At 47.3% G+C, this 20259-nt stretch carries 41 protein-coding genes; 1 reads left to right on the top strand and 40 read right to left on the bottom strand.

Annotated features, from left to right (window positions below):
• Positions 1–41: 41 nt before the first annotated feature.
• The 30 genes from PHI12_08795 to PHI12_08650 all read right to left on the bottom strand — a co-directional run bounded on the left by PHI12_08795 (position 42) and on the right by PHI12_08650 (position 14973).
• A complete protein-coding gene (locus PHI12_08795; protein MDD5510895.1) occupies positions 42–335 on the bottom strand; it encodes a hypothetical protein in 294 nt (97 codons plus the stop codon).
• 238 nt (positions 336–573) lie between these two features.
• Complete coding sequence (locus PHI12_08790) at positions 574–1857, bottom strand: hypothetical protein (GenBank protein MDD5510894.1); 1284 nt, start codon at positions 1855–1857, stop codon at positions 574–576.
• Positions 1847–2311: a hypothetical protein gene (locus PHI12_08785; GenBank protein ID MDD5510893.1), complete on the bottom strand. Its 465-nt coding sequence runs from the start codon at positions 2309–2311 to the stop codon at positions 1847–1849. The genes PHI12_08790 and PHI12_08785 overlap by 11 nt, the downstream gene beginning before the upstream one ends.
• A gap of 679 nt (positions 2312–2990) precedes the next feature.
• The gene (locus PHI12_08780) at positions 2991–3668 is read right to left on the bottom strand and encodes a DNA cytosine methyltransferase (GenBank protein MDD5510892.1); all 678 of its coding nucleotides are present in this window, start codon (positions 3666–3668) and stop codon (positions 2991–2993) included.
• Positions 3649–4005: a hypothetical protein gene (locus PHI12_08775; GenBank protein MDD5510891.1), complete on the bottom strand. Its 357-nt coding sequence runs from the start codon at positions 4003–4005 to the stop codon at positions 3649–3651. The genes PHI12_08780 and PHI12_08775 overlap by 20 nt, the downstream gene beginning before the upstream one ends.
• Positions 3992–4165 (bottom strand): hypothetical protein, encoded by a 174-nt coding sequence (locus PHI12_08770; GenBank protein MDD5510890.1) that lies wholly within the window; start codon positions 4163–4165, stop codon positions 3992–3994. Before PHI12_08770 ends, PHI12_08775 begins: the two co-directional genes overlap by 14 nt.
• Positions 4166–4477, bottom strand: a complete 312-nt coding sequence (locus tag PHI12_08765; protein MDD5510889.1) for a hypothetical protein — start codon at positions 4475–4477, stop codon at positions 4166–4168.
• A gap of 189 nt (positions 4478–4666) precedes the next feature.
• Positions 4667–5134: a hypothetical protein gene (locus PHI12_08760; GenBank protein MDD5510888.1), complete on the bottom strand. Its 468-nt coding sequence runs from the start codon at positions 5132–5134 to the stop codon at positions 4667–4669.
• A 184-nt stretch (positions 5135–5318) separates the two neighbouring features.
• Complete coding sequence (locus PHI12_08755; protein ID MDD5510887.1) at positions 5319–5597, bottom strand: hypothetical protein; 279 nt, start codon at positions 5595–5597, stop codon at positions 5319–5321.
• Positions 5598–5762: 165 nt separating this feature from the next.
• Complete coding sequence (locus PHI12_08750) at positions 5763–6020, bottom strand: hypothetical protein (GenBank protein MDD5510886.1); 258 nt, start codon at positions 6018–6020, stop codon at positions 5763–5765.
• Between the two features lie 17 nt (positions 6021–6037).
• The gene (locus PHI12_08745; protein ID MDD5510885.1) at positions 6038–6508 is read right to left on the bottom strand and encodes a hypothetical protein; all 471 of its coding nucleotides are present in this window, start codon (positions 6506–6508) and stop codon (positions 6038–6040) included.
• A complete protein-coding gene (locus tag PHI12_08740) occupies positions 6499–6996 on the bottom strand; it encodes an HNH endonuclease signature motif containing protein (GenBank protein ID MDD5510884.1) in 498 nt (165 codons plus the stop codon). Before PHI12_08740 ends, PHI12_08745 begins: the two co-directional genes overlap by 10 nt.
• 143 nt (positions 6997–7139) lie before the next feature.
• Positions 7140–7295: a hypothetical protein gene (locus tag PHI12_08735; GenBank protein MDD5510883.1), complete on the bottom strand. Its 156-nt coding sequence runs from the start codon at positions 7293–7295 to the stop codon at positions 7140–7142.
• Positions 7279–7662 (bottom strand): hypothetical protein, encoded by a 384-nt coding sequence (locus PHI12_08730; protein MDD5510882.1) that lies wholly within the window; start codon positions 7660–7662, stop codon positions 7279–7281. The genes PHI12_08735 and PHI12_08730 overlap by 17 nt, the downstream gene beginning before the upstream one ends.
• Positions 7652–7825, bottom strand: a complete 174-nt coding sequence (locus PHI12_08725) for a hypothetical protein (protein MDD5510881.1) — start codon at positions 7823–7825, stop codon at positions 7652–7654. The genes PHI12_08730 and PHI12_08725 overlap by 11 nt, the downstream gene beginning before the upstream one ends.
• Positions 7818–8114, bottom strand: coding sequence for an HNH endonuclease (locus PHI12_08720; protein MDD5510880.1), 297 nt, complete (start codon positions 8112–8114; stop codon positions 7818–7820). The genes PHI12_08725 and PHI12_08720 overlap by 8 nt, the downstream gene beginning before the upstream one ends.
• Positions 8111–8284 (bottom strand): hypothetical protein, encoded by a 174-nt coding sequence (locus PHI12_08715; protein ID MDD5510879.1) that lies wholly within the window; start codon positions 8282–8284, stop codon positions 8111–8113. The genes PHI12_08720 and PHI12_08715 overlap by 4 nt, the downstream gene beginning before the upstream one ends.
• Positions 8284–9393 (bottom strand): DNA cytosine methyltransferase, encoded by a 1110-nt coding sequence (locus PHI12_08710; GenBank protein ID MDD5510878.1) that lies wholly within the window; start codon positions 9391–9393, stop codon positions 8284–8286. Before PHI12_08710 ends, PHI12_08715 begins: the two co-directional genes overlap by 1 nt.
• Positions 9390–9695: a VRR-NUC domain-containing protein gene (locus PHI12_08705; GenBank protein ID MDD5510877.1), complete on the bottom strand. Its 306-nt coding sequence runs from the start codon at positions 9693–9695 to the stop codon at positions 9390–9392. The genes PHI12_08710 and PHI12_08705 overlap by 4 nt, the downstream gene beginning before the upstream one ends.
• Positions 9692–10423, bottom strand: coding sequence for a DUF4373 domain-containing protein (locus PHI12_08700; protein MDD5510876.1), 732 nt, complete (start codon positions 10421–10423; stop codon positions 9692–9694). The genes PHI12_08705 and PHI12_08700 overlap by 4 nt, the downstream gene beginning before the upstream one ends.
• On the bottom strand, positions 10416–10880 hold the full coding sequence (locus PHI12_08695; GenBank protein MDD5510875.1) for a hypothetical protein: 465 nt from the start codon (positions 10878–10880) through the stop codon (positions 10416–10418). Before PHI12_08695 ends, PHI12_08700 begins: the two co-directional genes overlap by 8 nt.
• Positions 10877–11092 (bottom strand): hypothetical protein, encoded by a 216-nt coding sequence (locus PHI12_08690; protein ID MDD5510874.1) that lies wholly within the window; start codon positions 11090–11092, stop codon positions 10877–10879. The genes PHI12_08695 and PHI12_08690 overlap by 4 nt, the downstream gene beginning before the upstream one ends.
• Complete coding sequence (locus PHI12_08685; protein MDD5510873.1) at positions 11080–11385, bottom strand: hypothetical protein; 306 nt, start codon at positions 11383–11385, stop codon at positions 11080–11082. The genes PHI12_08690 and PHI12_08685 overlap by 13 nt, the downstream gene beginning before the upstream one ends.
• 181 nt (positions 11386–11566) lie before the next feature.
• A complete protein-coding gene (locus PHI12_08680; GenBank protein ID MDD5510872.1) occupies positions 11567–11872 on the bottom strand; it encodes a hypothetical protein in 306 nt (101 codons plus the stop codon).
• Positions 11869–12495 (bottom strand): hypothetical protein, encoded by a 627-nt coding sequence (locus PHI12_08675; GenBank protein ID MDD5510871.1) that lies wholly within the window; start codon positions 12493–12495, stop codon positions 11869–11871. Before PHI12_08675 ends, PHI12_08680 begins: the two co-directional genes overlap by 4 nt.
• Before the next feature lie 20 nt (positions 12496–12515).
• Complete coding sequence (locus PHI12_08670) at positions 12516–12674, bottom strand: hypothetical protein (protein MDD5510870.1); 159 nt, start codon at positions 12672–12674, stop codon at positions 12516–12518.
• A gap of 2 nt (positions 12675–12676) precedes the next feature.
• Positions 12677–13357 (bottom strand): hypothetical protein, encoded by a 681-nt coding sequence (locus PHI12_08665; protein MDD5510869.1) that lies wholly within the window; start codon positions 13355–13357, stop codon positions 12677–12679.
• A gap of 272 nt (positions 13358–13629) precedes the next feature.
• Entirely contained in the window at positions 13630–13818 is a 189-nt protein-coding gene (locus PHI12_08660; GenBank protein ID MDD5510868.1) for a hypothetical protein, read from the bottom strand.
• Positions 13802–13930, bottom strand: a complete 129-nt coding sequence (locus PHI12_08655; protein MDD5510867.1) for a hypothetical protein — start codon at positions 13928–13930, stop codon at positions 13802–13804. The genes PHI12_08660 and PHI12_08655 overlap by 17 nt, the downstream gene beginning before the upstream one ends.
• A gap of 407 nt (positions 13931–14337) precedes the next feature.
• Positions 14338–14973 carry a Bro-N domain-containing protein gene (locus PHI12_08650; protein ID MDD5510866.1) on the bottom strand — a complete coding sequence of 212 codons (636 nt, stop codon included), beginning with the start codon at positions 14971–14973 and terminating at the stop codon, positions 14338–14340.
• A gap of 563 nt (positions 14974–15536) precedes the next feature.
• On the opposite strand from PHI12_08650, the gene PHI12_08645 reads away from it, so the two are divergent.
• On the top strand, positions 15537–15824 hold the full coding sequence (locus tag PHI12_08645; GenBank protein MDD5510865.1) for a helix-turn-helix transcriptional regulator: 288 nt from the start codon (positions 15537–15539) through the stop codon (positions 15822–15824).
• 256 nt (positions 15825–16080) lie between these two features.
• Here the strand turns inward: PHI12_08645 and PHI12_08640 are convergent, their stop codons facing one another.
• The 10 genes from PHI12_08640 to PHI12_08595 form a co-directional block, all read right to left on the bottom strand.
• Positions 16081–16314, bottom strand: coding sequence for a hypothetical protein (locus tag PHI12_08640; GenBank protein MDD5510864.1), 234 nt, complete (start codon positions 16312–16314; stop codon positions 16081–16083).
• On the bottom strand, positions 16311–17243 hold the full coding sequence (locus tag PHI12_08635) for a hypothetical protein (protein ID MDD5510863.1): 933 nt from the start codon (positions 17241–17243) through the stop codon (positions 16311–16313). Before PHI12_08635 ends, PHI12_08640 begins: the two co-directional genes overlap by 4 nt.
• Before the next feature lie 82 nt (positions 17244–17325).
• Positions 17326–17472, bottom strand: a complete 147-nt coding sequence (locus tag PHI12_08630; GenBank protein ID MDD5510862.1) for a hypothetical protein — start codon at positions 17470–17472, stop codon at positions 17326–17328.
• A 1-nt stretch (position 17473) separates the two neighbouring features.
• The gene (locus tag PHI12_08625; GenBank protein MDD5510861.1) at positions 17474–17791 is read right to left on the bottom strand and encodes a DUF4406 domain-containing protein; all 318 of its coding nucleotides are present in this window, start codon (positions 17789–17791) and stop codon (positions 17474–17476) included.
• Positions 17791–18033, bottom strand: a complete 243-nt coding sequence (locus PHI12_08620) for a hypothetical protein (protein ID MDD5510860.1) — start codon at positions 18031–18033, stop codon at positions 17791–17793. Before PHI12_08620 ends, PHI12_08625 begins: the two co-directional genes overlap by 1 nt.
• Before the next feature lie 491 nt (positions 18034–18524).
• On the bottom strand, positions 18525–18875 hold the full coding sequence (locus tag PHI12_08615) for a hypothetical protein (protein ID MDD5510859.1): 351 nt from the start codon (positions 18873–18875) through the stop codon (positions 18525–18527).
• A gap of 1 nt (position 18876) precedes the next feature.
• Positions 18877–19329 (bottom strand): hypothetical protein, encoded by a 453-nt coding sequence (locus tag PHI12_08610; GenBank protein MDD5510858.1) that lies wholly within the window; start codon positions 19327–19329, stop codon positions 18877–18879.
• A 65-nt stretch (positions 19330–19394) separates the two neighbouring features.
• Positions 19395–19709: a hypothetical protein gene (locus PHI12_08605; GenBank protein ID MDD5510857.1), complete on the bottom strand. Its 315-nt coding sequence runs from the start codon at positions 19707–19709 to the stop codon at positions 19395–19397.
• Between the two features lie 11 nt (positions 19710–19720).
• Positions 19721–20008, bottom strand: a complete 288-nt coding sequence (locus tag PHI12_08600) for a hypothetical protein (GenBank protein MDD5510856.1) — start codon at positions 20006–20008, stop codon at positions 19721–19723.
• A gap of 7 nt (positions 20009–20015) precedes the next feature.
• Positions 20016–20259: hypothetical protein (locus PHI12_08595; protein MDD5510855.1), on the bottom strand; the 244-nt coding region annotated here is incomplete at its 5' end.

Below are 20259 nucleotides of genomic sequence, written 5' to 3'. Positions count from 1 at the left end.
TGATGCCAAACCAAACTATAAAATAGTCGGGACACCGAAAGTTAATATCCCCTGAATCTTCTGACCGCCATCTCCTGTCTTTCCTTTATCTCCAATGGTGCATGTAAAGTCTGGCGTAACCGTGTCCCGGCCTCCACCTGAAACTTTAAAGAGGGCGGGAGCGCGTCATAATCGGCCTGGGTTACCGGGGATGTAACGCCCTGCGGTTTTGGCGGTGCTGAGGGTGTTACGTCAGCCTTAGTGTCAGCTACGGTAACGCCCTTTTTCTTAGCCCGGAATCTTGCCTGCCTCTCCCGGTTGGCTTTGGCCTTTTTGATTGGGTCTTTAGTCGGCATTATTTCACCGCCAACGATGCCCAGATACCTGAATGAAGATTCAAACTGGTAGCCAGCAATGATTGATGCGTGATATCAGAGATGTTCTTTGTGCATCGGCAAGGCCATGAACCAAATCCCCAGCCGCAGACAGGGCAAACTTGATTATCTTCACAGCATCCTATCATTTCACACGGTTCTGGCTTTGGTTGGTTCCAATCAGAGGGCCGAAGTTCAGGATGATTGCAAATTCTCATTTTTAAATCCACCTTATAGACGGGTCTTTACCCGTAATCATTAACTCAGTTATGGCCCATACCATAGCGTCTAAACGGTTGGGGCTTTCCTTTGTTTCGCCGGGTATCCAGCCGCAGAGCTCCTCTTCTAAGAGAGGTAGATCACCCACGATATGACACCTGTCCTGCTCAAAGAGGGCGACTACCGGCTCGGCGCGGACTGCTTTGCCCCTTGTGGCCTGGACATCTTTATAAGATACCGTCATACTGCGTGATTTGGCGGCCTGTTCGATGGTGTTCTGTACCATGTCTCCGCCATAGTTCTTTTCGCCGATCACCCTGTCAGCGCCGGCGAAGTTATATGCTTTCAGAATCTCCCCGGCCCATAGGTCAGGAGTTGTCCTTAAAGAGTTGTCGAATAGCACGTACCCATGCAGCACGCCGTCTATCTTGGAGGTGCCCGCCGTTACGATGCCGCACTCCGTAGCGCCGCCTGGGGGGTCACAACCAATCACCACACGGGTCAATGCCGGGACTTCGCTCAGTTGCTTTCGCGTCCGGTCTAAGAGTGCGTGTGTCCACAGCGCCCCCGGTACGTCCTCAAGATCCTCTGCTAAAATCTCTTGTCTATAAGAGATCGCGGACATATCGGAGGCTATTTCGTCGAGGGCATCTTTTGACAGGACGGGGTTATCAAGTGAAGTGAAATGAAATACCTCCCAGCGTGGGACTGTCCCACTTTTCTCTGCTTCCTTTTGCTTGGCCTCCGCCGCCTTGTAGAGCTTGGCTGCGTGGCGAGGATCCCGGGCCTTAGTGACTGACCTTGAATGCAATGAGGGCGGAGTGTAAATAAAGATAGCGTCACCGTTATTGTCTAAGAGCATCGGGGCACCCACCACTTCCCAGGCCTCCTCATTCATAAGCTGGTATTCATCGAGGATTAAGAGGTTACAAAAATCTCCCCTTAAAGTGTCACTGTTCCATGCCGTTTTAGCCCGTATCCTTTGCTTGGTGCCGGGGAGCTCGATTGTGTGCAGGGTTTCATTCTTGACGTAAATCCCGGCGTCAATCGGCTCGGCTAACGCCCTTTTGACCTCGAACCAGAACGTATCCACCTGCTCTTGGGTGGGTGTGGCATAGAGTATCCGTTGACCGTCCAGAAACCCTTTGACTGCGATCTGGGAACAGACTACCGTTTTACCTGAGCGCCGGCCAGCACGGATTATCTTGCGCTTGGCCTTTGAGTTGATGATCGCCAGTTGTTTATCGTGCGGCCTGCGGAGCGTGACCGTGCAATCATTTATCATACTTCACGTTTATCGTGACGGGTTTATCCGGCTCGGGATTTTCACCAAAGGCCAGCCGGCCAGCTTTCTGATAATCATTGAGTGCCTTACCGTACTTGGTGATGGCATCGTTGCGACCGAATATCCACTTCATAAGGTCCTCACCTGATAACCCTTCCGGGGCCTCTTTCAACAGATTACCGAGTTCCTTATTAACCAGGGCAAGGCCAGCCCGAGCAGCCTTTAAACACTCGGAATCAAACTCTACGCTTTCCCCGGCCATGATGATCGACTTCTGCTCGGTGCGGAGGGTGTCTACCTTATGAGTGAATAACTTACGCTGCTCGGTCCAGTTCTCTTTAGATGCCCGGTTGCGGAGCGTTCCGAAATTGACCTTGAACTTATCAGCCAATTCCTCTTGGGTTTCCGTGCCTTCAATATATGCCTGTTTTATCTTTATCCAGTTAGTTTTCATGTCATTTTTTCGTCACAGGGGTGTCATGGTTTAAATTCAAAATAACCACCACGAGGAATTAAGACGTAAGACCGCTCCAGCGAAAAGATCAATGAGGATGAACACGAGGGCTATCGTTAATTGGAGTTTCATGCAGGAAGTTAGTGGGTATCCGCATCAGCCGATCTATCTCCGGCAGAGATTCAATCTTGGTATCAATAGTGATATCACAGCCTGGAGGCGGGAGTGTTTTAGATAAGTGGGTCCAGATAATGAGGGATTGGGGTGTTAAACAGTCGGTGAAGTTCATAATAAAAAAGCCCACCTTTAGCTGAATTAACCATTGTTCTTATTAAGTGGCTCGCTTCTCACCGCTCGGCCAGGCGGATTATCCACTCACTAAAGGCAGGCTCCCATTAAGGGCAATAAAAAAGGGACTCCCGTTCACAGGAAGTCCAATCTACGATAGTGTAACGCATCGACTCTGTGTATGTCAAATGAACGTAACGCCCGGACTTGACACACTCATAACGATGACCTTGTTAGCTTCACCGAGAGCAACCCCTTCGCCATATCCAATCAGAGGTTATCTTAAAGCAGCGCTTCTGTATGAATTCCTCCATGCTGGTAACTATATCTTCGGCATCCTTTAACCGGACTTTAAAAGGAAATTCTATAACCCAAGAGGTGATTTCGGTTGTCAATGATTCAACTCCTTCAAAGCCTTAATCTCCTCTACTGGCAGAGACAATGCCTTCATAAGTTGTTTACCGATATATTCTGTATAAGCTGGGGGTATTGCCTCTGATAGTTCTTTAGTAGTTACTTCCCAATCAATTCCCATAGCTTGCTTGTATTCATCTAACGTAATGCCATGCTGATAACCACCACTAATAGATAGCACACGCAATTTAGTTGTTCTATTCCATGCACAGTTATATTTACGTGGATATTCAGTATGTGAACAACGCATTACTGGAATGAAGATGTTGCTCTCAAATCTGCGATGTCTTCTAACAGGCAACCCAAATGATGAACCACACAATGTAAAATAGTTTATTAGAGGTGCAAGTGGGACATTTTCAATTACATACGGTTTACCTGTATTTCCCAATATATCTCTAATAATTCCTAAGTAGTTTGGGTAGTTGTCTCTATGTTTTTTCTTTACAGCCTGCGAAAACCTTTGGCATGGCGGACTGGCATAGTAAGCATCAAACCCATCTAACGGATAGGTAAGGGCATCCGCCTGGTGAAACTCAAAGGGATAATGTGGTTGCGGTTTAATATCTACGCCGACCACTTCAAAGCCAGCACGGTAATATCCCATTGCTGCGCCACCGGCTCCGCAGAATAAATCAAGCAATCGTGGTTTCATGTAGTTTTCGTATCTCCTCTTTACTCAGCCCCTTCAGAGGAGCAGTATGGATTAGCATGGAGAGAATTGGGGCAAAATCCTCCTCTATAAATTTCCCGTCTCTCACATATGCTTTATTCCACACATACCAATGCACTATCTCGTTCCAATCGTCTTTCGAAATCTTCAATATCTCTACCGCTTCCTCTGCTGTCCATTCAGAAGGACAGGGGATAGAGTAACCAATCATTATAGCCACACCATCAGAAAATCCCTCGTCGTATTTCTTGCCCTTTTCCTTGTAGGGATTTGATACTCTTACTCCATCCGGTACTATTCGATGGTTATACTGTGTCATTGGTGGCCTCCTGTTGTTTGTAGTCATTGCTTCCACACTTCGGGCAGTTGTATTGGAGATCATCTGTGTACTCAATGTCATCCAATCCACCAGCCATCGGATGCTGGGTTATCCGAACCCACTTAATGCCACAGTTGTTACAAATTACAGGTATTTTCATCTATTTTTCTCCTTCAAAGTATTTAATAGCTGCCATGCAGAAGGCACGGGACAACAGTTCATTTCTGAATATTTCAAAAGAACCAAACATCATAACTTCGAACATGCCAGAGGCGCACTTGCGTATAGTGAATTGTGGTATTTTGGGGGCAATATGCGTCAAGCAGGCGTTGAAGTCATTGAGGAAATCGGGAACAACCCTCTTGATATTATCATCGGGATATCTCGCAAATAGAGCATTCCAGGGTTTAATTTCAAAATCAGTAAATCCAGATTCCTGCGCCAGTGTCTCATTAATCTGTGCGTCTGTCATGGCGTTACCTCTTTGAATAATTGCGTTATCTCGTGGCAACGCTTACACTGCTGATAATTATTACAGTGTCCGCAATCATGTTCATCAAAATCTCTACCGCAACGAGTGTGATGTTCCCAATATGCTGCCTTAGCCTCACAGTGAATCAGTTGTAGAAGTTTTAATAGTTGTTCACTCAGTAGCCTATCATTAGCCATTGTCTTCCTCCACATGGATTTTAGTGCAGATAGTAGTTAATTTGCCTTTTGTTTTGATATCAACAAGCATCCTTTGTGAAGCCATGCCGTAAGGCGAAACAAATACTATTGTTTTGGAGTGCATCTTAAATTGTCCGCCCTTATATCCCCCGAACTCGCTATTTATAGCACCTTCAAAAGACCGCAACAGTTGGGATACCGTATTATAGGGTCGTTGGAATTTCGTGCTGCAATCATAATCAAGAGATAAAAACCTATAATATCCGCGATAGCTGACCAGACGGAAAACATCATAGCTATCATCGAAATCCAATACAACCTTGTTATCCTGTGGTTGCTGTTTAAGAAGCAGAACTATCTCGCCTATGGTTTTAATAGGTTCTGCGTCAAACTCTCGGTCTATTTGGTAGTCTACAGCTTGCATAGCAACGTTAATCCACTCCGGTCTTTCATTAGCCATTGTTAACACTCTCCTATGATTTATCAAGTAATTTCCATATACCTGTTGCGATCATTACGATAGCACATTGCCCCCAGATTTCATTATGCCAAGCACAGTCCGAGTCACAACTAAAATCTGTACTTGCCTCTTTATTAACTGGGCGAGCTTCAAAAGCGATTAGTTTTAGCGGGCAAATCATCTCTTACTCTCCTTCCCATGCTGCATAACAGATGGGGCAATCACGGCGATGTAAGGGTCTCGCCTCTCCATCGTCTATCCAAGCTAAAACAAGTGGTGAATTACATAAATGCTCAGTACATTTCCCTTCCAAGTAATCTACTGAGGCCTTGTGCATGGCTGAGGCTCCGGCTTCAAAAGTCTCCTGCATGGCAATATCAGTTTCGTTCGGATTGCCCGTTGAATCAACATCCACAACAACAGGGTTTACCCAATTAGATATTCGCCAATCTTTAGTTGCCATCTTTCTGCTCCTGTTTGAACATTATCTTGAGACACTTCTTACAGGTTACTTTGGAGTTATCACGCGTGCTGATTATTCTTGGATGTGGCCATCTATCGCACAAGATAAACTCGCAATAAGGCTGTGGTGCTATATTTTCTTTGTTATCGCCTCTTTTATGTGTCTTCATCTCTCTTTCTCCAACTGAGATTTCATTTGCTGAAATTCTTCAGGTGGTATCATAATATATCCACAGGCCATATCTTCTTTGATTCCGCATCGGTATTTCCGGTCTATGTGTTCCAGTAGTTTGAGTTGCCAATCTTTAGCACCTTGTAAATAGGGGCATCCGAGTTCAGTGTTTTCCCCACAAGCGCATCCTGTCATTTGAAAGTTACAGTAACCGCAAATTGGTTCTTTTACTGGCATCCATTCTTTATCCATGTTTAACCTCCAACAGTTTATCGTTTGAATCTCCCGGCCTGGTCCCGGCCTTCGCCGTTCAAAAAGTGCCTCAAGCGGGTAATGATGTTTTCGTTCCAGCAAACGTCCGGGGCGTTCTTACCACACGTGCGTTTACAGACCTTCCCACAACCTTTCAAAATGCAGTCGTTAACCAAGACCCTCTGCATGGTGCTCAGTGGATAAGGGATCGGCCCGCTGTCATCCCGCTTATCGAGGCGCCCCAGGTGATAAAGCATGGTATCCGTCATGTCCTTACAGGCTTCGGCCCAGATCCCGCGCGGTGACAGGGAATGGATGGCCTGGTCCAGGTCCGCCCGCCAGATCATCGCTGTCTCTAAAGGGTTTTTTCTACCCGCAGATTTTGTAAATTCACTCATCTCCGCCGGAGTTATTTTCCCATGCATTATTTCCACGTAATGAACTAAAACAAATTTAAGTAACGCATTGGAATATGACCCTACTGGCATTTCACCTCCGTCAAAGCTAATAGTTGCAATAATACTGGCCGGTCCCCCTTCTTGGCATTACAACGCAGGCAGGCGGGTATAATATTTTCTTTAACATGATGCCCGCCTTTGTTAATTGGGATAATATGATCCATTGTTAAAGGTTTTTTCTCGCCACAATAGGCACATTTGTATTTATATTGTTTTTTAATATCAGCCCATTCCTTAGCCGTGAGAGTCGCGAGTATTTTCTTTTGTGCTCGCCGTTTACTGCCCTTTCTTGCGACAGCGGCCTTGCCTTTGGTTGTCTGGTCATATCGTTTCCGTGATATTCTCATGCTCCCGTTGGCTTCATATCGCTCCCGCCACAATCTACCCTTCTCTGATCCTTTCCATTTTTTGAGCGCTTTATTTGACTTTGCCCGACACTTCTTTGTTTTTCTATATCTCAGGCTGCTGGCTTTACCTTTCTCAGACAAGCTATATTTTTTACGTGCTGCCCGTGCCACAACCAATCCAGCCTCAGTATGCCGGTAAGCCATTACGTTGGCTTTTATACAATCTTTACACTGGGATTGTAGCCCGTCCTTGTGCGCCTTATCAGGATAAAACGCCTCACTGGATAACTCGCGGTGACACTTTGTGCAGGATTTCATTTTATCGTTGCGTCCCAGGGATGCTTCCCTTTCTGGTCGGCGCGAGAGCAGGCTTTAGAGCAGTATTTCCTTTTAAGATAGTTGGCCGGGCTCTCTCCGTTACGGATGATCGGCTTGGAGCAGTGTTGACAACATCTAATCGTCTGCTGCATACGAAATCTCCGGCGCTACGTTGGGATGCTTCTCAGGATCGACCCATTCTTTACGGCCGTAATCATATTCCATACCTGAGTTTAATTTGGAAACCGTTTCATTGATCGAAGCGATGAATTTAGCCAATCCCATCTGGTCAATCACCCTGTGGGAGTCTGCAACCGCTTCATCCATAGTGGCTCCCCTGCCTACGACTAAACCGGTGTTTTTTTCAGAGACGTGCCAGGCTCCGTCGTATTCATGGGCGAAAAGCTCCATGCCTTCACCGAAGGGATAAACCTCTTTCGGATATTCCCTCTGACTATCACGCGACAGTCGGACTGTGGGTAAACTCATACGTATAAAGTGTTCGCCGTTATTTTCCATTGAACTTTTCCTTGAGATGTTTGGAAAACAATAAGCCTGGTTTCCATTCTCTAATAAAGCGGATGAAATACCAGTCAATATCAAATTCCACGAGGCCGGATTTCTTGAAATCATCCTCTTTTAATGGTTGCCGCGAGTAATAAAATGCAGATTTTTTAACCACAATGTTCATTCTCCCATGTATACCAATTCGTTTTAGCTTTGATTATTTCAAGGGCTTTGTCCCGTTCCCCAGGGAATAGTTGTTTCCTGCGGAGGTCAATCAGATCATGGCAACCTCTACAGCCGGCCGCTAAGTTCCGAGGGTCGTTGATTATCTTTTTCCAGATACCGTTTCGGCCTCCCATTTTTCTGTGTATGATGTGCATGATGTCCGCCGCTGGGCGCCCGCAATTCTCGCAGAGTCCTTCGCTGCGCTGGTTGATTTCCTTTAAGGTTTTGGCTGGTATCATTTCATATCCTCAGTAAGCTGCAAATTAACAATCAATCGCCAGTATCCTCTTTTCACCAGTTCTTCTTGGGTAATCTTCTGGTCAAGTGGTTCAGCGGGTACACTTTCCATACTCATGGAGATTATGTAATTTTCTTGAATAGTCTTAATAACGGCTTCTTTTAAGTCCACTATTCGACCTCCTGAATTGCCTTAATTAGTTCATAAGCTACTTGCGGTACTATGGCGTTTCCGAGTGATTTAAGTCGGTCCACCCTATCGGGTATCCTTGCATCCACTCTACAAAAGTGGGTTGCAACTTCATACCAGTTTTCTGACCATCCTGGAATATCACCGAATCGGCTATTGAGTTCTGTTGATATTTGCCCCTCTGTGTTTGCCCTTTCCAGTCCCGCTCTTTGGGTATCGGTAGCATGGCTATCGCATCCTTGAGTTTGATCCCCCAACGTACGCCCTCTTGATTCTCCCTGAACCAATGCCCATTCTGGTTCTGCACATCCTTTGTCGGCCCCCCTTCTGAATCGCAAGCCCTCGCGGTTGGCAACAATCCACACTCTATCTCTTCTGTGGGGTGCGCCGACACCGCAAGCTGGAATAACAAGCCATACTGTTTCATACCCTGCTTGTCTGAGGTCTGATTCGATTCGTCCGGAGATTGTGTTGTAATCGCAGATTTCGTCATTCTCAACACCGAATAAAGTGGCTTGGCTTGCCACTCCAACTTCACTATTGGGGAATACCATATTGAGGATTCCAGGCACGTTTTCAAGAATGATCCAGTTGGGCTTGACAGCTTCAATGACTGTGAGAGTCTGCGGCCACAAGTAACGATCATCTGCCGAACCTCGTTTTCGTCCTGCGTTTGAGAAGGGTTGGCAGGGGAAACCGGCGGTGAGTAAGAGGCCATCATTGTCACAAGGTCGTCCGCTCCGCTCTGCGGCTGGCCGCGTCTGGCGTAATCTGGACCCGATGGCGATCCTTTGGGCGTTGGCAACAATCGGGCAAACCCCGCGTCCTCGTATTTTGGTCTTGTCTTGCTGTTGCCTTTTGCTTGGACAAAATCCTGCTCGCTCATCATCGAAGCCGATGGCGTTGGCAACAATTCGTTTGATTTCTTCGACATTATTTACGTCCTCGACAATAGGCACATCAGGCCAATGCCTTTTCAAAACTTTCTGGCAAAACTTGTCTATTTCTACAAAGCATATCGTTTCAATCCCAACCCACTGGCAGGCTAAAGCGAAGCCGCCAATGCCTGAAAAGAGGTCGATGTGCCTCACCTGGTCAATATCTCCACTATTTCATTGAACTGGTCAGGCCGCCAGCAATAGACCTCAACCTTCGTCTTTCCGAGGGCATCAAGCCATCCCTGCTGCTCAGGAGAGACTTTGCCGGTATCTGATTTCAATTCAAACATCAGAAGCCGTTTTCCTTTGACAGCAATGTAATCCGGCATCCCTTTATGGCCTGAAAGCGGTGTGCGCCAGCCTTTGTCTGTTTTGGCTGGCCGGTAATGGCACCAGGTCCAGGAGTAGAGATTTAATAAATCCTCAACGGCTGTGGCAAATTCTTTCTCTGTCATCGCTGCACCATATGCCCCAGACTTCCTTTGATATAGCTATCCGGGTCACGCTGGCCGTTGCCTTTTGGGTTGCGTTCCGATGTTTTTCGCCGTTCCCAATTAAGCAACGTGTAGTAATGGGAGTCGTATTTTTTGCCTGTGGATAATATATGCAGGGATAATGCCTCAAATCGTTCATTAGCCCCCTGTTCCCCAAATTGGTCGATTATTTTCTCTGTTTCTTTTGCGGTTAGAAAAACAGCTTTCCTCACTTCGTATTTTGTTTCCTTTACTTTATCTTCTTTACTTCCTTTTACTTTAATTTCCTTTACTCTCTTATCTTTAGCATTGCCACCGCATTGCGTTTGCATTGCGTTTGCATTACCATCCCATCTAACAAGGGCATTTAGTCTCGCTTTTTCTGACCGTTCATCAAAGGTTTTCATGCGACGGGTCAATGATTCGCTCCATAAAAAGCCGTCAGTCCGGTTAAATAAATGGAACTTTTCAACACAATCATCGATGTAGGTTTTAAACCGCAATGCGTCCGCATAACAATGCATTGCGATGGCATTGCAATCGCATTCATCGGCTACGGATAACTTGTAATTATCCTGCTCACGGAGTAATTCAATAATCATCCAATACCAGCCGTATCCTTCAGCCTGGTAAGCGCATCGCATTTTTAAAATATTGGGGTCCCGTGAAGCATTGCTGTCATGGGGGAAGTAGTAAGCATTTTTAGGCATTACGATTCCCTGTTAGTGCATTCTGTAACTCTTTTAATTGCGCCACGAACTTATCAACTATTTCCCTTTGCATTTCAGGGTCCCTAATCGCCCATCCTAATGCAGAGGCAACTATATCTGATTTATATTGCAACTCTATTTGCCAGAACCCCACGATAAGTTCCTGTATATCCTCGGCGAAAAATGATGCCTTTAGCGATTCAATCAATCCCTTTTCCATAGTGGCCATATTCCGAGATTCACTCTCATGGCACGTTTCGCATAGTGTGATTAAAAAATCATCCGGGTAATCCCAGGGATCATTGCCAGAGATATATAAGCGGTGGTGAACTATAAGAGTAGATTCGGTATCAAGGCACTTCTGGCAGGTCCATTCATCCCGTGCTAAAATCTCCAATCGCTTCTTTTGCCAGCGTGGGTCTTTTAATTTCTGTGCATAATCCGTCTTATAATTCAAAACAAATCCCTCACTCTTACCGTTGAAATCTGGTGCAAATCCGGAGTCAAAAATCCTTCAACGCAGGGATTACCCACCCTGACGTGATAAGTCTTTCCACATCGTTTAGTGGCGTCCGGTTCCTCGGGGTCGTGATAATATTCAGTACCTTGAATGATTCCGTGTAACCTGTTCCTTTGACCGGCATATACCGGCGTGTCTATTGGGTGCATTTCAAAACCTCCTTTGCGAAGTCCGCCCGTATCTGGTTGAGCACCTTATTGGCATTGTCCGGCTGTTCAAGGAAGGCCAGCCATTTAAGAGTGAGTGCGTTGCGGATTATGGCGTCAGATCGCGCGGTGCCTCCGTTTAATGCCCGGTGTGTTCCCTTTTTAACCGTTTCACCTTCAGCTAACGACCGCTTCTTTTTATGGTACTTTCGTTTCACTTTTTTCAAAGCATCCTCTCTGATAAATTCAGGGTGACGTTTGCCCCATTCCCTTGCTTTTGCTTCGTGGTCGATCATATTAAATCTGAGGCCGGGATCTCGCCGGGGTGATATTCTTTTGACCTCTCCTTTTTAGATTTCCCGGCCCCAGCGGTAATGTCCGGGCCGGTTGCCCGGCCCAAGGAGGATAGCCGCGTCAGTGACCTACGGGCCGTCACAAGCAGAGTCCCTGTTGTTACCTTCAGGGTGGCGCGGTTCCTCATTTATACTCCGTGCATTTGACCGTGTTATGTACCTGATCGGTTTCCTTGACCGCTTTGAGGCAGTCCTTAAAGTCGGCCTTGCAGATATCACAGAGGTTGGCGCGGATTTCAGTGATGTGGACTTCCCCACCTGCATTTTCTATGGCGTCACAAAGGGCCTGGGCCGCTGGCGGCAGATCGCCGACTCCAATCTTTGATTTCCTGACCGGCAATTTCCTGACAACCGGCCCGACCACTATCTGCCCTTCTCCGGCTTTGGGGAGTGGGACATAGCCTAATTTGAGCATCAGTTTTTCTATCATCCCAGCCTCGTGCTCGTGTGAGATTTCGCCGTAATCAGGACACCGGGGATCGGGAGTTTGTCATACTTATGCTTGGCCTTGATCTTCTTTAAGTCAGGGCTGCAGAGCTCGCGCGGCACTGCGTCCGGGTCGATGATCTCGTATTCGTACCCCTCGATGATCGCCGTGCTGCTCATATTGCCCCGCACGGAGTTAGTGACCGGCTTGACTATGGCTTCTGGGGCTTCGTAAACCTCTCCGGTTGTCCGGCACTCCGCCATCTTCGGCGCCTCTTCCTGCATCTGCATTAACAGGAGTGCGTCGGCCTCTTTCTTTTTCTTGTCGTGGTAGGTCAAAACAGCCTTATCGATCAGGCTCACACCTAACGCGATTCTGTTCTTGATAGGCTTGTATTTGTCGTCCACGGCTTCGGCCTGTTCGAGGATAGGCCGCTTCTCCTCTTTCCGGGCCTCTTCGAGGTCACGGTGTATGGCTTTCCCTATTCCGAGAAGGTCGTTGGCGTTTTTAAGCTGCTCGTCTGTCTGGATAACTAAGGATTCGACCGACCATTTCGTTATCCAAGGGAAGAACTGGTCTTCTGCTCTGCGGACAAGTGTTTGGAGATTTGGTTTGACGTCTATCATATCCCCTCCTTTAGATTTTTTTAAGATGGGGCGATTTCCTCGCCCAATTCCTTCGCTGCGAGTTGGGCCAGTTCGTCACGCTCGACCTTTGAAAGATTCTTGACTTCCTCAAGTGTGACCTTGCGACCGCCATCGGCCTCAAAATAGGACTTAATTGCCGTGATTGAAGTAATCGCCATTTTTATATCTCCTTTCCCATGTAATCGACTACCTTCTGAAAGGCCGCGTCATAATCCGTGATTGGTTCTTTCCCGAGTATGGAGTCCTGGGCGGCTACGGTTTGAAGGGTCGAATAGGTCTTTTTGATCTTAGTCCTCAGCTCTCCCATTGACTTGATAGGTGGCGGTACACTTTCCGGAATGATCGGGGGCGGGGGGACCTTGCTGGGATCTGCGCCGTGCGCTGATGGCGGTTGACCTGCGAGCTGACCGGCATGGGCTGCACCACCTGCATCACCTGCACTTTTTAGCCCGACCTGCTGACCTTTGACTGCTTCCTCTGTGTTCTTGATGATGGTTGCCAGCTTGATACAGGTCGGTGTATTCAGGTCGGCGACGTTCATTTTGTTGGCGATGATGAGGTCCACCATTCCTTTGAAAGCACACTGGGCCCGGATTGAGTCGTCATTGCGCTGGTAATTCCCTTTCCCACCACCTTTTCTGTCTGACCAGATTACCCAGGTGCCTTCTTTCTTACCGGGCTTGATTTCGCTGTCGGGAATCTCGTCGCCGGTTTTCAGTTCCCGGTACGAATCGACGCCGCGCGTCGTGCCATCTGTCATTGTGACAGCCAGTTGCCAGAATTCCCCTGACTTACCATCCCGTTCCCACTTCTTTGGGATTACACTCAATACCTTTGCCATTATTCTCTCCTTTGGCAGAATATAGGATTAACTGCCGTTCCTTATTCACCTTCTAATTTGTCAACGATTTTCCCAATGAGATAACCATAGCTACTGCGAAAACATGAAACCATGAGCAATCCCATAAGCGCAGTCAAGTAATCGATCTGCGGGATTTTAAGGGCTGGCCCAACCCACGTATTCCATATCCACCATACGATAAGTGCTCTGACTGGCCATGCCAATAAATTCGACCAGTTATTGATGGTAGATGATTTCATGTTTTCCCTCCTTTAAATTAAATGTGCGACTTTCATTTCTTTAAGATCATAGGCATCCATCCTTTGTACGTAGGTCCCGGTGACGGTTAGGCCGTCATCCTCGCACCTTTCCGTTGCTTTGAAGGCCGCATCGTCCGGATCCTCGGCCTCGATTACCAGTGTTTTTTTATCGCGTAACTCGACCTCAACTTCGAATAGCATCTTCGCCCATCCTTACGTCCCATTTGCTGAAGTCCTCGACTTCAAAGGGACATTGCTTTTTACACTTAGCGCATTCGCTAATAGGCGGATGATTCCCTACTGAACAGTTCATTGCTTCCCTCCTTACTTCGGTAAACTCAAAATAATAACCATGAGTATTAAAGCCGGAATCATTGCGAACATAGACCAAAAGTTGCAGAAATCACGCGAGTTGTCTCTTGCGTATAAAATCAGACAGATAATCTGGGATACAACAACCATTGATTGAATTGTCAATAGAACTAACTTTAATTCACCCATTTTCCCCTCCTTTATTACCGCGCCCGCCTCGGCGCCCGAGTTCGGCCATGTGTTCCCGCCCGTAAGTTTCTACCGTCTTTTTGCCGCCATTCGCGCCGTTCTGGGCGTAAAAGTCACTTGTGCGGTGTATGAAGCCGCAGTTGCATCGAATAAATCCATACTTGGCTTTCGTGGCCGGTCCGCCTTTAAGCCCTGCCTTACGTGCGCGTTCCTCGTTTGTCATTCTGCTGCTCTGAAAATGTGATGGGCTAAGATAACGAGATTCCCTAATTCCTCTGGTGTGGCACAATCCAAAGGGTCTACCTTTCTCCTGCGCGCCCGCGCTTTGAGGTCCACTCCGTACCGGTAGTAATTCTGGTAATACAACTCGTGCCATGCGTCCGGGTATGAGTACCCACCCGTCTGTCTGGCAACAAATTTGCGGATAATCATATTCAGTTGTGACCGGGGAGAGATTGCCGGGATTGTGGTGAGAAGATGGCCGCCACCGCGTTCGAGTTTGGCGATCCGGGCTTCCAATTCGGCAATGCGTTCCATATCCCCATTCTTTCTTAATCCGGGTAATGCCTCAGTGATAACCTTCGTTAAATCTTTGGCCCATGCTTTGCGGCTACCGGTGACTACCTGATAAAGTCCAATTTCGTTTACAAACCACATCTGCTGCATACCGCCCGGAGTAAGGACGCCCGTTAAAAAGGCCTCCTTTCCCGACAGACGAGAAATAACGTTGCGCGGTTTTTTAATCCCCAGGGCTTCGCAAATATCCTGTAGGCAAAACCCAGGGTTGCCATCCTTATCGCGCTCGATACGGATATTGTTGCCCTGGAATAGAATTAACTCTTTATTCGCTTGCATTATCCTTTTCCAGCCTTAAGAGCATCGCGATGACCAGCCGCCAGTTGATCGAGGATTGTTTTACTTTCGCCATTTGCCCTCCTCAATTTGAAATCTTCAATTATTACCCTCAATATGAGGGAAATAGGCAAACGGAACTCTCGTTTCAGAGATCGTAGGTATTCGAGATGATCTTGATACATGGAGTATTGAACCTGGATGCGTTTTCTCAATTTGACAGCTCCTGTATAATAGTTGGGGGGTTGTAGAGGGAGGGTGTTTGGTTTCTTTTTAATGTCGCACAATGTCGGTTGTTAAAATTATGCTCATTTTTCTGAAACTGAATCTTAACCATGTTAGAATGTCGCACAATGTACCTTATCTGACACGACATACCATTAGATACACTTCCGCGCCTATCACCAGTAACCGTATTCTCTAACATGTTACAGATAGACTATCATGTAATTTAGAGGTTGTCAATACCCTGTTTGACAAAAACAAAAAGATTTACTAAAGTTAATGTTGGAGGTGTGAGCTGATGCAGATACGTGAAATTATGAGAGGAGCATACAAGCGAATAGATGGCAGGAGAATTTGGGATAGTTTTAAGGAAGTTGCGCCGGGAACTGGGGCGTACACTAAGGGAGGTTTCAAGAGATACGGGGATTGTTTACACCCACCTTAACCAATGGGAAAACGGCATATATTTACCGCGAGCAGATAAGGTATTTATCCTTGCGAAATATTACCGCATCAAAAGTAGTACACTGGCTGAGATTGTAAGGTGGGAAAGACAAGCGAGAAAGAATGGGGGATACAGTGAGGACGCTGAGAGATTTTTAGCGTCTTATTTAATGAATATGCGATGAAATGTACTGCCTGTGGCCGTGAAGTCCCTCCGGGCACCAAAGCCTGTGTATGTGGGAATACGGAGGCCGAGGTCAGGCCGGCCAAAGGGTTATTCGTTAAATTGAAAATCGAACGCACTACCCAAGTTTTTGACTGCCCTGAGCATGGGCGGGTATCGATCACCTCGACTGAGGACGGCCCGCCATATCGGTGTCCCTTCTGTAAATAAAAAAAGCGCCCGGCGAGTGGTCGAAACTCACCGGGCATCAGAAGGAATTAAAGCAATCCCTCAATTTCTTTTGTTAGATTATCGGACCAGTTGACTTCAGGGTGTATTTGGCCGTACATCAGAGAGCAGCATTCGGCCAGGGTACTGAATACGTCCTTGCCTTTGCAGATTATCATTAACTGGGGTTGCCCACCCGTCTGCCGATAGTAAATATGGTATTCGTTATCAGCTTCCTGGATATACCATGTACCTCGATCAAATTTGATAAAGACAGTTTTCACTTTCTTACTTCTTTCAAATAGATCGCGGCATCGCGCATATCCTTGAAACCGACAAGTTTGTCACGGTCGGGGAAAAGCACGGCTGTAGGGTTTTCAACATGTGCGCCGAAAAATCCGTTCTGCTGTGCAAAGTCGTCATACACTGAGTACGTTCCGGGCCGGATGGCTAAACATTCCTTGCCGTCATAGCGGTATTGCTCTACCGCAGAGGTATGTTGATGCTCGATCACCACTATCCGAGCTCGTGGGAAATGCAGGCGCTGGTATTGCTTGCAGGTATGGGTAAGATTAAAAGCAGAATTAAAACGACCTTTGTGTAAAATTAAATAGGGGTATTCTTGTTTACCGATTTTTAAATGGACAAGCGCATAATGCTTGATATAGAGTAGCTTGAGCTTCTTGGCCAGCTCCCCATCCCAATCCTCGCCCGTGGCCAGTTTAGTCCAATAATTATGATTACCTGTGCCCAGGGTCAGGATACGTGGGGCCAGTCTTTTTAATGAAAGAACGTAAAGCCCCTTCTGCACAGCGACCGGGACCTGGTTCTGCGAACTGCCGACTTTTGATGCCTGGATTAAGTTCTGGTATCCGTCACCGCCGACATGGACCTTGAAGCCTGGTTGATTTCGTAACCAGTTATTATCGTCCTTAAATGCTAAGTAATCTACCCCAAACTCGCCTAATTGCCAGTCAGCGGTAAAGGTGAGCGCGATAGGTAAATCGGTGTCAATCTTGATAGTCAGTTCGTTGGGCACCTGCTCATGGAATGCTACGAGCTCCGATAGGCGCTGGATAGTCTCAATATGGGCTTCCCATGTACTGTCCGGGGGAAGTTTGTAATCCGTGGTGATCGGCGGGTTATCTGATTTCAGATGCACGCCCCGCTTGTTCATCTGCATCCCGTAATTATTGCGATCGCCGTAACCCAATTCTCGTGCTCGTTTATCTCGTTGCGACCTTGTGGATGATTCGTAAAATCGGGCTTCCTCTTCCCATTCTTTTGTCCCAATCTTAGGTAACGGCATCAGCGGCCGGCGGGCCGGCCTGTTCCTCCTGTCTGTTTTCGTTCGTTATTGCTTCCATTAAGTGATATATGCAGACTGTTTCCTCGCAAGCGCAAGGATTGTCACATTCGGGCATACAGCATACGCAGGCCATACTAACCTCCCGCCCATTTTTCAAGGCTTTCAATATCGTAAAAGACAGGTATCCATTTAATTTTGGCTGTCTCTATTTCCAAGTCGGCCCCCTTACTTTCGCCGGGGATTCTCAGGACGGCATCACACCGTAACAAAACCTCGGCATCGATTCTCAACCAGGTTTCCCAATCGTGCTCATAGAGTAAATGCCAGTAGTGGGATAGATGGGGGACGAATGGAATCATCCCGGCGGCAAGGACCTTCTCGGCCACCGCGAGGGCGTTCTTTGTGTTTGGTTCGGGATCGGATGAATAAGGGCCGGCAATATAAACCAGCATCAGTCCTCTTTCAGCTCCGTAATCTTGACTATGCATCCTCTGGGGATTGTCATGCAGTTGCATACCCCGGCATCGTTGGTGGATGACGCGATTGTGATATGGGTTTCACAGTCCTGGATAAGATACCCGATAGTAACGCAGTCAGCCGGGACCATCTCGGATAGGTCATAGCTCCAGCCGTTAGTCTCGAAGGCATCTTTCCATTCGACTTTTACTATTTTGGTGCCTTTGGTTAAATTCATATCACCTCAAAATGCGCGGGCGGCTGCCGAAGGCGTACTTTAGTGTCCTACTATCCCGAAGGCTTCAGACTAAAGGAGCACGTCTGACATCGGACTCCGCCGCCCACGACTTTATGGCGACCTGGGCCTTCCATTCCCTCGGTCGCTCTATGGAAGGCTATTTGATAAAGGTTCTCGAGCAAGCTTCGCCACTTTCAGTCACCGCTGTTATAGTAAGACTGTTGGCACAACGCACAGGCAACCCGCATTCATGTGATACCGTGTATTCATCTTCAAAAGAATTTGTATAACAGGCCCCTTCTGTGCAAAATGATACCTTACAGATAGCAGGCTGATTTGTTTCCCATGTTAGATAAATACAATCGCATGAGTCGTGAGTTACGATTGGTTCCCCAATCTGCAAAGGCGGCGAACAGGAAAGGGCAGCGGTCAGGCCGAACAGCACCGCCACCGCCGCTATGGCTATAAGGAATATCAGCCAGGGTTTCATCTTACCACTTCCCCGTATCTCTTTTGCGTAGGATGGCGGCCAGGGTAGACAGCGCGACCTTGACCTCCTCGGCGTTCCAGGTATTGCGACACTGGCGGTTGAATTTCCCGTAGTACATGGCGGTCGAGTAGACCTTCTCTGTATCACCATCGAAAGTCTTTATCTCTGTGGCCAGGTCCTCATATTTGGCCGGCGCCTTGATGTCGGTCCCCCGGACAGCGTACTGGAAGCCCTGTGTTGCCACGAATACAGCCGTATTGAGCCACTGTTTGCGCTGAGGTTCCGATAATCGAGGCCAGCGATTCTGTGTTTCGAGCCAGAATCTTTGAGCGAGTAGAATCATCGAAGCCATGTTATACCTCCTTATCCAGCGTAGCAGCCAGATTAGCCAGGTACGTGTCCGGGTTGTCGCCATCGCTGGTTGACGTGGGCGGCGTAGTGACCGGCGTAACGACGGGAGCGGCCTTGCCTTCAACGACAGTGACCGGAACTGAGGCCCCAAGATCGATGGATTGATTATTGATAGTGGCCGCCTGATTTTTGATGACCTTGATTAAGTCCTGAGTGGTTTCGGCAGTAGAGCTGGCCGTGATCTCCGGGACTTTCCCGTTGCCGAACAGCCCGATAGTTTTGCCAAACCAGAAGCCGACCACGCCGGCGGCCAGCCAGAATAGCATGGACTGGTCAAAGCCAGACACAAGTAGCCGCACAACGATAAACGCGGCCAAGACCGAGAACATCGGCTGCATTAACCCTTTTATCAGGGTGATAAACTGTTCCTGAAAGTCTTTCATATTTCCCTCCATAAAAAAACCGCCACGTTAAGATTCCGTGACGGCTTGAGATGCGAACTTTAAATATCAGGGCGGCATTATTTCACCAGCGCCTCAATAATCTTTGTGATTAAGCCAGTGACTACGGCTGTAATAACAATCAAAATCAGCCCGTTTTTCAGACTGATTGTCCCTTTCAATTTCTCTATCTTGACGGTTTCTTTATTTCCGTTGCATTGGGCTTTCCAGTTTAAAAGAGTTTCAATATCCCCTGAATGAACAGCGCAGGGCAATGAGTTGACCTTTTCAGCCAGTGAATTAGCCGAGGTGGTTAAATCTTCAACAGCCGCCCGGACTGCCGCTTGGCCCTCCTGGAGCCGCCCTATGTCAATAAATAATCTCTGTTCATCCATCGGCGTACTCCTTATTTAATCTCCGCGCATTTGGCCTTTTCCTCTGCCGTCAATTCCGGTTTCTTTGAAAGAGCTTCGGCAAAGGTTTCCCCCTCGTAAAGGTGTCCCACTATTTTAATATAGAAGTCCACATCTTCGCGTTTGAGGCCGAGTTCTTTTATGATTGAACCGACTTTGACTTTTTCAATGACTGCGCTCTCGGAGTAGTCAATCACGTCTGCACTAAATAAAATCTTGTCGGTTGCCTTCTCGGAAAGGGTGATCTGAAATACTGATTTTCTTGGTTCTCCAATCTCCATGTTACTCCTATGAACCTACCATTAGACCTATATTTAAGAATGTCGTGGCAGCATTACCAAAGAGCACAACATTGTCTGCTCCGATGGAATGAATAGCGGCTAAAGCTACTAAATCACCGACAACCAAAGACACGCCAAACATTGGTATAGGTACATTTATGTAATCGATTAAAGCAGTATGAAGCACAAGTTGGGTGGCAATGGACCCATTAACAACAATAGCCGCGCCAACTGATTTATTTGCAACCATA

Source organism: Dehalococcoidales bacterium, from assembly GCA_028716225.1.
In the GTDB taxonomy this organism is placed as follows: Bacteria; Chloroflexota; Dehalococcoidia; order Dehalococcoidales; family UBA5760; genus UBA5760.
The sequence above is the reverse complement of the archived record's forward strand: the minus strand, read 5'-3'. Positions and strand labels throughout refer to the sequence as shown.